At 32.8% G+C, this 8,454-nt stretch carries 10 protein-coding genes and 1 pseudogene; 4 read left to right on the top strand and 7 right to left on the bottom strand.

Translation table 11 applies throughout. The features are described 5' to 3' along the window. Window positions 1–204: 204 nt before the first annotated feature. Window positions 205–312 (top strand): annotated as a pseudogene (locus tag AC1Q51_RS27290) (DUF3967 domain-containing protein); the annotation flags it as partial. Between the two features lie 43 nt (window positions 313–355). Here AC1Q51_RS27290 and AC1Q51_RS27285 read toward each other — a convergent pair. From AC1Q51_RS27285 to AC1Q51_RS27260, 6 genes are all read right to left on the bottom strand, one after another. Then, the gene (locus AC1Q51_RS27285) at window positions 356–613 is read right to left on the bottom strand and encodes a hypothetical protein (RefSeq protein WP_492331861.1); all 258 of its coding nucleotides are present in this window, start codon (window positions 611–613) and stop codon (window positions 356–358) included. Between the two features lie 25 nt (window positions 614–638). Then, window positions 639–989, bottom strand: coding sequence for a hypothetical protein (locus AC1Q51_RS27280; RefSeq protein WP_098329213.1), 351 nt, complete (start codon window positions 987–989; stop codon window positions 639–641). 108 nt (window positions 990–1,097) lie between these two features. Beyond that, window positions 1,098–1,457, bottom strand: coding sequence for a hypothetical protein (locus tag AC1Q51_RS27275; protein ID WP_086397647.1), 360 nt, complete (start codon window positions 1,455–1,457; stop codon window positions 1,098–1,100). Then, on the bottom strand, window positions 1,450–2,277 hold the full coding sequence (locus AC1Q51_RS27270; protein ID WP_492331860.1) for a ParA family protein: 828 nt from the start codon (window positions 2,275–2,277) through the stop codon (window positions 1,450–1,452). Before AC1Q51_RS27270 ends, AC1Q51_RS27275 begins: the two co-directional genes overlap by 8 nt. Window positions 2,278–4,705: 2,428 nt before the next feature. Further along, window positions 4,706–5,167, bottom strand: coding sequence for a DUF3862 domain-containing protein (locus AC1Q51_RS27265; protein WP_492331859.1), 462 nt, complete (start codon window positions 5,165–5,167; stop codon window positions 4,706–4,708). Between the two features lie 191 nt (window positions 5,168–5,358). Beyond that, complete coding sequence (locus tag AC1Q51_RS27260; protein ID WP_098916715.1) at window positions 5,359–5,703, bottom strand: helix-turn-helix domain-containing protein; 345 nt, start codon at window positions 5,701–5,703, stop codon at window positions 5,359–5,361. Between the two features lie 530 nt (window positions 5,704–6,233). Between AC1Q51_RS27260 and AC1Q51_RS27255 the strand changes: the two genes are divergently transcribed. The 3 genes from AC1Q51_RS27255 to AC1Q51_RS27245 all read left to right on the top strand — a co-directional run bounded on the left by AC1Q51_RS27255 (window position 6,234) and on the right by AC1Q51_RS27245 (window position 7,901). Next, on the top strand, window positions 6,234–7,460 hold the full coding sequence (locus AC1Q51_RS27255; RefSeq protein WP_492331858.1) for an AimR family lysis-lysogeny pheromone receptor: 1,227 nt from the start codon (window positions 6,234–6,236) through the stop codon (window positions 7,458–7,460). Further along, on the top strand, window positions 7,457–7,615 hold the full coding sequence (locus AC1Q51_RS27250; RefSeq protein WP_180235572.1) for a hypothetical protein: 159 nt from the start codon (window positions 7,457–7,459) through the stop codon (window positions 7,613–7,615). Before AC1Q51_RS27255 ends, AC1Q51_RS27250 begins: the two co-directional genes overlap by 4 nt. 166 nt (window positions 7,616–7,781) lie before the next feature. Further along, window positions 7,782–7,901, top strand: a complete 120-nt coding sequence (locus tag AC1Q51_RS27245; protein WP_098400599.1) for a DNA polymerase III subunit delta' — start codon at window positions 7,782–7,784, stop codon at window positions 7,899–7,901. Window positions 7,902–7,937: 36 nt separating this feature from the next. Here the strand turns inward: AC1Q51_RS27245 and AC1Q51_RS27240 are convergent, their stop codons facing one another. Continuing rightward, complete coding sequence (locus AC1Q51_RS27240; RefSeq protein ID WP_061457952.1) at window positions 7,938–8,288, bottom strand: helix-turn-helix domain-containing protein; 351 nt, start codon at window positions 8,286–8,288, stop codon at window positions 7,938–7,940. Window positions 8,289–8,454: the final 166 nt, after the last annotated feature.

Raw genomic sequence — 8,454 nt, 5'->3', positions numbered from 1 at the left:
TAAGACACAAACTAAGACTAATCTCAACCAAGATCAGTGCGATACCGTAAAATCAGAAAATGAAATGATGAAAAAAGCAATTAATCAAGGAAACACTAATAGTATGAGCGCAAGTGAATACACAAAGAATCAACAAAAATTAGAATTATGTAAGAAACAAGGGATGGTTGAGTAAAAGAACGTTCCTATGCGTTTACATGTTAGCAAGCGCGAGATGCGACGCTTATGAAGACACTACGTGAGATGCAGGAGTTTCGGGATGAGGTTGCTGCGGCGAAAGTGAAGAAAAAGCCGTGGTGGAAGTTCTGGTAAAAATCTAATCGTTTAAAACAATAAGCCCTACAGAAAGCAGGGCTTATTTTCGTATAGACAGTATATCGTTTAGATTATCTTGTTCATTTGAATGCAACTTATTAGCAATATAGTAATCTAACATTTCATCGATAAGCTCATAATTTTTCAAGTCTTTCATTGTGCAAATGGCTTTTATTTTATTAAGTGTTTCAGGCGATACCTTTATATTTTTCCTGTCTGCTGATGACAATGAATTCTTTTTCTGTGGTGTAGAATCATCTAAAACAGGTGTTACAGTCACCAAGTATTTTTTATCCAAAATGACCACTCCAATTTAAAATGTTTTATTTATTCTCTAACACTTCATAAAGACGTGTGTACATATCTTTGTATGCCTCAGAATGTCGATTTGCTAGCTTAGTATCTACATAGTTTTCAATAAGCATATCAACGATGTTGTTAATTGATGTTTTATCCATACCTTCTTGTTCTTGAATAAATGGTTTAAGAGTATTTAGCTTTAGCAAAACAGCAGGTGAAATTTTAGCTGTTTTAGATGGGACTAAACGTTGATCTGGCTTCTCTGGTGTCTGTATTTCCTTTTCCGTGTTAGTCTGATCACTTTGAATAGTTAAAGATGAACTATCGGTAATAGGTGTCACAGTTACTAAAAAAGATTTACTTTTATTTTCCAAAGGTACTACTCTTATTTTAGTTTTTATAATTTTATAAAAGTATAACTTTATAATTTTATAAAATTATAAATGCGTTTATTTAGATAGGAATAAAGTTTAACTTCATTCCTATTCTCGACTTTTCTTTGATTCAAGCACTTGTTTTACAGCATTTTTTACTAACTTTTGTTTTGGTGTAGGTAATGAAGCAACTTTTTCTTCGATTAACATATTTATTACTTCATAAATTTTCATATCTTCAATTGTAGCGAGTGTTGATATTGCTGTATGTGTTTCTAATGAAACACGGAAAGATTTTGGTAATTCTTTTGTAGTAAGTTTTCTCTTTGGTTTTTCAAAGAGCTTATCGTCGTCAGGAAAACTACGTTCTTGATTTTCTTTACTTTCGGGTGTGAAGGTTACGGACCCTTCAGTTTTCTTTCTTCTCATGCCAAGTTGTTCTTTGTCTATATTCAATTTGTTATCCATTTACTGTTGTCATTCCTTCCAAAATCTCAATTCGTTTTTCGACTTCACCTGCAATATTTTGGTATACAGTATGAACGTTTTTATCATGAACATCTTTCAGATTATAAGTGATTCCTGTTCTATCAAATCTCTTTAAACGCGCCATCTGTTTAATGATGTTATTAAATACATTAGCTTTACCAAAAATCTCTTCGGCTTCTTGAAGAATATCTTTATCAATTTCATTACCGTTTTGCATTAGTACAGGTAATGCCCCAATAATTTCTAATGGTAAATTGTAATCATCTGCTAACGAGAATACATGTTCAACGTATTTCTGAGCACCTTTTAATGATCTTTCTTGTGTTTGTAAAATAACCATTACATAGTCACTAGCAACTAATGCACTGTCTGCAAATTTATTTAATTGTGGTGGCACATCGATAAAAATGTAATCATAATTTCCTTTGATTGCAATTAATTGTTTTGCGAAATATGTATCCTGTGAGAAGTCATCCTCAAAATTTCTGAAAAGGAATTTTTCATATGTTTGTAAATCCTCGTAAGAAGGAAGTAAGTCTAAGTTAGGCAGTACGTTAATTAGCGCACTCTGTAAGTTTGCATCTATAAGTGACATAGCTAATGTTCTTTTGAATTCTGGTTCGATTGAATATATTTTTTTCATTGTGTTAAATAGTAAATCAGTCGCATTTGCTTGTGGATCTAAATCTACTAATAAAGTTTTCTTTCCTTGTTTCGCGAATGTATAAGCTAACATTACAGCGTTGGTAGTCTTTCCAACTCCACCTTTGAAGTTCCCAGTTGTGATAACTTTGCACATTTTTCGTCACCTCGTAAAAAAAAGTTTTTTATACTTTTATAAATTTATAATTTGATTTTATAACACAACAAACCAACGGTAAAGTATAAATTTATAATTTTATACTTTTATAAAAAGTTTAAAATTAAGAAGTCAATAGATGATAGTTTTTAAAACCTATTTTCAAAACGTTATATTATCAAGCGTTATTAGCGTATTTTTTATAAAAATATAATTTTATACTTTTATAATTTTATAAAAGTATAAAAAAACTATCATTCTATTTTTGAAAAACTAGATTTTTATAAAAGTATAAATTTATAAAAGTATAAAAATGAAATCCGAATTTTATGTAGAGGGGTATATTACCGGCTTATAGAGGCATTTACAAACAAAAAAGCTTGTTGTAACGTAGTACACAACAAGCATCATTCTACAAAACAAAACATATTTTGATAAATCAAATCTACATAAATAGATCGAGCAAGACAATTGAATATGAACACAAAACAAAAAGCCACTCCCGTATGCTATTGGAACCAACCATTAGCGGGAATGACTCAGTTCTAGTAATTGCGACCAACACTTACTAGAATGAACTGTATTGAACCACAGTGTTGACGTTTAAGAAGTGTACCACCACTAACCTTAAACAACTATGCCTTTTCACGAGGCTTCTTTGATATACCCATTTTATCTATTGTTTGACTAAAATTCAACTAGTAAATGCTAGAATTGTATTTTTTGTAGTCAAAAGATATATAACGGGCATCTCTAAACCTAGAAGTCTTGTGGATCTACAGGCCATTTAGGAATTGGAGATGCCTTTTTGTTTTTTGTTCGCGTGGAATTGCCTGATACCACGTAAATAAAAACTGATAAGCCGTAATTCCGTGCTTCTATATAGAGGGAACGTGTTACGTGCGTGGCTAGCTGTTGGTCGTGCAGGGGGTACAGAGTATGCGCCTACAAAAACAGCACCCCTCATCGGAATCCTGTTCTTCTGGTGAGGGAGGGCGAGAACTTGCCCAGGGACGATTCTCTAAAAGGTTCGGGTGGTTATCGTTAGCATTACGGTGCTAGGGAGTACATTCAGTTTGTCGTGTAGGGACGATATTACAAGGACAAGCCATAGTAAAAGGATGTATGCGGTGAAAATCGCTGAGTGAACAGGGTCTATACATACGGATACCTTATAAGTGACCGCATGGCAAAAACAAGACGCTTATCCATCTATTTTGATCGATTACTTTTTTTGTGATCTTTCAAAGTAGGGGATAAATCTGCCTTCCAGCCGTCTTCCATAATCGTTCCCACATGATAAAAACCCTCAAGACCTTCAGTCAAGATTAAATTCGAAGAAAAGCAGAAAAATATAGGATTGATTAATACCTGAGGGAATTAATCACCTGAAAAAGAATAGAGTATGGCGATACCGCCACTAACTTTGCTAGATAATAAGGGAAATAAAAAATTATTTAGATTGTAGTTAGTCTGTTATATAGATGATGGGATTCAGTAGTTCACCTTTAGTTAAGGTGCTTTTTGAGTAACGACAGTAATGAGTATAAGGTTTAAATTAGATATATGAAGTTAATAAGCAAGAGGATTATTGTTTGTTTTTGAATTGTGTTTTATCAATCAGATATAGTACGTGAAATTTATAGGATATTATAAAAAATATGCTATCTGTTTGCAAAAATCTCAATTGAATTTGTACAATATCTGTGTAAAGAAGAATGATGAAAAGGAGGGGGGAACAAAGTATAAACTTTTATGTTTGGTTATGTTAGTCATTATAAAAATTTCTTTGTAGATGTTTTTTTGATGATTAAGAGCTAGTTGTTTTGTGTGTTGAACTTGTTAAGAATGTAGAAGCATGATGTGCGTATATGTTTATTATATATATTTGGTATACCCAGAGATAATTAGGTACTTAACATTTAGTTAAGGCAAGAAGAGATCATTTTTTATGTATTTATTTCTGTTATACTAAATAAATAAGCCCATCGTATTGGCGTACGAAAGGCTTAGAAAGGTGGTGAGTATAATGGACCAACCAACAATCATTGCAGTTTGTTCAATGTTTATGGTTGTATTAGGAATAGTAACGTTGGTGACGACTATCCTAATTGCTTTCATTAACTCAAAGAAATAGAGTTTTATAAGTAGAATCTTAGTGTTAGAGCACTGAGATTCTTTTTTTATCTATATGGTATTACTGTAGTACTACTACAATAATTATATCAAATGTACATAAAAAATCAAAGAGCACATAATGGATATAATGTACAAAAGAAAAGACACCCTAAGGTGCCTTCCTCCGACTTGAACCACTTTACTTTTAATAATATGTATTGGACGCCAATCCAAATATTATTTTACCACGTTAAGTACTATTAGTCTTTGAGAAAAAAGAAAAGCCCTGTAGATCAGAGCTTTTCTTTCTTTATTTCAACCCAAATTGAGATTTGTTTTGTAGTTTACCTTCTTGGAACATGAAATTCGCATTGGCGCCAAATCCTTTTTCCCCATCCCATTTATACATAATTGTATGGAATTGGTCACCAGCTTGACCTGTCTCTGATAAAACTTCCCCATCGCTACCAATAATAGCTTTAACTTCGTCATAACTCATTCCGTTTTTGATTTGATCGAACTCAGCTTTGCTAATTCCAGGTTTATTTTTCGGAGCTTCTTCTTTCTTAGGTTCCTCTTTTTTAGGTTCTTCCTTTTTCACTTCTTCTTTTTTAGGCTCTTCTTTAGTAGCTGGTGCTTGTGTTTCTTGTTTCGGTTCAGTAGAAGCTTTTTCTTTCTTGTCGTCGTCTCCTCCGCCTAATGCCGCTCCAATAGCACCAAGTACGATTAAAGCAATGATTCCTAAACACCCAAATTTAAAAATTTTCCCCATTATGTAGTCCCCCAATGATAAAATGTAAGATTTTCGTGATTATCATAACAGAAACGGTTACAACTATTTTGTCATATTTTGTCGAAGAAAAATAAAAAACAGGACTGATTAGTCCTGTTGGTTGGATTTGTGATATTTTGTAAAATTTTACCACTATCCAATGGAAAACTTTTCTTCTACAATGTACTTAATCAGAACGTATCTCGGTTATCTTTAATCATTCGAATAAACAACAACACTTGATTGCAAAAACGTTCTTTCTGAGCATCGTCTAACGCCCCATACGTTGACCTAGCTTCAGAAATGACTTGTTGTATTGGTTCATCTTCGAAATTGTTAGAGAAACCTACAAGGACGTCTAAAGAAACATTGAAAAAGGAGGCGATACTAGCTAAAGTTTGAATATCGGGTTGAAATCGACCAGTTTCCCAGTTCTTAATTTGACTCTGACTTAAATTAAGAGTTTCAGCTAACTCCGCTTGTGTTAAATCACGCGATTTTCTTAATTGTTTTAAAGTTTGCCCAAAGATTATCATAGTAATATAAGTATAAATATCTAACTATCATACTACTATAATAAGTTGTTTTATTGACCTAATTATAAATTTAGTTGTAAAACGACTAAAAACTAAAAATAAAATAGAACAAAAGTTCGATTTTATGGTAATATATGCATGTGAAGTCTTTTATACGTTCCATGCATATTTGCATATTTTATTTTTACATCGCTTAGAAACGTTGGCGCACCTCAGTTTCTCAACTTTCTCAACAATTGTCTGATAACTGCACGACTGAATTTTGGGAAAAATGTGGTATTATGAAAACATTAAAATAAACGGAACGAAAAAAAGACTCACAGCGTGTACAAGTAGTGCAGCGAACACTCTTGTACCGTTCGCCCGACTCACAAGGGGAACATCTGCCATAAGTCTCTTTTCGGTTACTACACGAGTAACACTTACATTATAACATGCCGATATTACTAAAGCATTACTATGGTATGAATTTCCTGTTTAAAATTTGAGGGGAAGAGCGAAGCGTCTTTGTTCCAGAAGGAGCAAATTTGATGGATCAGACACCTAAACAAAAACAAGAGGAATTGAAAAAGAAAGCATTAAAGAAATTTTTGAACAAACTTATTGATGCAATTGATTTCCAAAGAAGAAATCAAGAAGACATCGCGAAGGAATTAGGTATCAAAGGCGGTTCGTTTTCCAAAAACTTATCGGGTAAGAGCCAATTTAATTTTTGGAATATGATTAAGGTGCTTAACATCTTGTATGGTGAAGACGCTTTAAAAAAGAAAGAAATGCTACATAATTTTTGTTCAGTTACAACGAGCAAACAAAATATGAGAATTGCAATGGAATATGCAAACGCTACCGGTGATTTGGAATTATTAAAGTTGATTGTAGATATAGAAAAAACGTCCTCGTTGGCGATGAATAGAGAATGGGCTTACGTATACGAATTGGTATGGATGCGAAATAAGGGTGTCGTTAGTGGTAAAGGCTTATTAGAGAAGTTAGAAGAACGTAAGAGAAGTAAAGTAATTAAGACGCAAGAAATGAAAGTATTATATGGAATACTAACTTTCTATACGATGTATGATTTAGAAAAATTTAATTCATTGTTTGAATACGCTGAAGTATTGCAACCCAAAGTAGAAGAAATTCCTGATGAATTCATTAGAACAGCATATTCAGGAAGAATTAAAGAAGGGTTATCTTACGCTTATTTAATGCAAGATAACGTTGAGAAATCCAGAGAATTGTGTCATGAAATAATGAATTTGCCAGATAATAAAAATTGTTTTTCTCTTTTAAGGGCATCAGCTTTAGTATATCTTGCAGAGTCTTACACTTTTGAAAGTTACGAAAGAGCTTCATGGTATATCAATAAATCGTTAGAAATGTTAGACGCACCCCATTTTGAAAGAGTAATGAAAAGAAGAGAAAGCGTTATGAATACTTTCGCTTTCATTAAACTGGTTTGTAATAAAGGCCTAGAGGAAATTGAAATATATAATGTATGTGAAGAAGCATTTTATCAAGTGCTAATTGGGTGTTCTGATGTGGCAGTTAAACTTTTAAAGGAATGCGAAAGAAAAGATGGGAAATTAAGCCCTATGAAAAAATGCATATTGGGTTATGCGTTGAAGGACGTTAAATTGATAGAAGAGTCAATAGTGGATTTCGAGTGCGCGGGCAACAGATTTTACAGCAAATTGCCCAGAAAAATGTTGGTAGATTTTAATAAAAATGGTATAATATATATGGGTGATGCTAAATGAAAAAAGTGTTAGCTATAGTAGCGACATTTGCATTAGTTGGAGTACTATACATATCTCCTGCTAAAGAGCAAAAAGAACAATCGGCACAAACAGAAAAGATTGTTCAAGAAAATACGTATAGAATGATGGTTGATCCTGGAGGTGGAATGGGTTAATAACCCATTCCCAGGATTGTGATATAAATATTAAGAATGCGATTGTCTCAACAGAGGCAGTCGCATTCGCTGTTTCTAGGGATATTTCCTAAATATCGGATTCGATATTTAGGAAAACATTGTGAATCGTTCACATACTACTATGATGAAAACTGGGGGTTTTAGGATGGAGAAGTATACAGAGTTAGAAGTGTTAATTAGTGCAGCAAAGAGTGGGGATCAAGGGGCAATTTCAGCATTAAATACAATCATGGAGCAAATGAACCAATTCCAATCGGAAGAGTAAATAAAAAAATAGACGATTGTCAGCTGAACATCGCCATCAATCGTCTAAACTGTTTACCGCACCTTTAATCATATTCAATATTAGTTTTTGTTTATCTTCATCAAGTTTTTCTATTTTGCTGATCATATCGTGCAATTCTGTTTTAACCTCGGATGACTGACTTTCATCTAGGTTTTTATAATTAGAAAGTCCCATTACATAGTCTGCAGATACATTACCTAAGTTTGAAATCTTAGATACAGTATCTCTAGAAGGCTTTTTCTTACCTGATTCAATTAAGGATACCATTCCTTTACTAACTTCAATAGCATCAGCGAAACTTTGCTGACTCATAGCTAAACTATTCCTAATTTCTTTAACGCGAATACCAATAATGTTTTCCATCATTTAAAACTCCCCTTTAATTGGACTACTAAAAGTAGTTCCCTCATATAAAATGTAACAGAAAAGTTTACTCAAAGACAACTTTTATTTTTATTTTATGGTTTTTTTTAAATTATATGTTTACTTTAGGTAAACGTTGTTATATAATCAAATCAACGAAACGAATAAA

The organism is Bacillus sp. MT94 (assembly GCF_058792475.1).
This window is presented reverse-complemented; position numbering and strand designations above follow the sequence as displayed.

Excerpts from the sequence above, each read along its gene's own strand:
- AC1Q51_RS27275 (WP_086397647.1), bottom strand. The coding sequence starts at position 1,457 with ATGGATAACAAATTGAATATAGACAAAGAACAACTTGGCATGAGAAGA.
- AC1Q51_RS27270 (WP_492331860.1), bottom strand. The coding sequence starts at position 2,277 with ATGTGCAAAGTTATCACAACTGGGAACTTCAAAGGTGGAGTTGGAAAG.
- AC1Q51_RS27265 (WP_492331859.1), bottom strand. The coding sequence starts at position 5,167 with ATGGGGAAAATTTTTAAATTTGGGTGTTTAGGAATCATTGCTTTAATC.
- AC1Q51_RS27260 (WP_098916715.1), bottom strand. The coding sequence starts at position 5,703 with ATGATAATCTTTGGGCAAACTTTAAAACAATTAAGAAAATCGCGTGAT.
- AC1Q51_RS27255 (WP_492331858.1), top strand. The coding sequence starts at position 6,234 with ATGGATCAGACACCTAAACAAAAACAAGAGGAATTGAAAAAGAAAGCA.
- AC1Q51_RS27250 (WP_180235572.1), top strand. The coding sequence starts at position 7,457 with ATGAAAAAAGTGTTAGCTATAGTAGCGACATTTGCATTAGTTGGAGTA.
- AC1Q51_RS27245 (WP_098400599.1), top strand. The coding sequence starts at position 7,782 with ATGGAGAAGTATACAGAGTTAGAAGTGTTAATTAGTGCAGCAAAGAGT.
- AC1Q51_RS27240 (WP_061457952.1), bottom strand. The coding sequence starts at position 8,288 with ATGATGGAAAACATTATTGGTATTCGCGTTAAAGAAATTAGGAATAGT.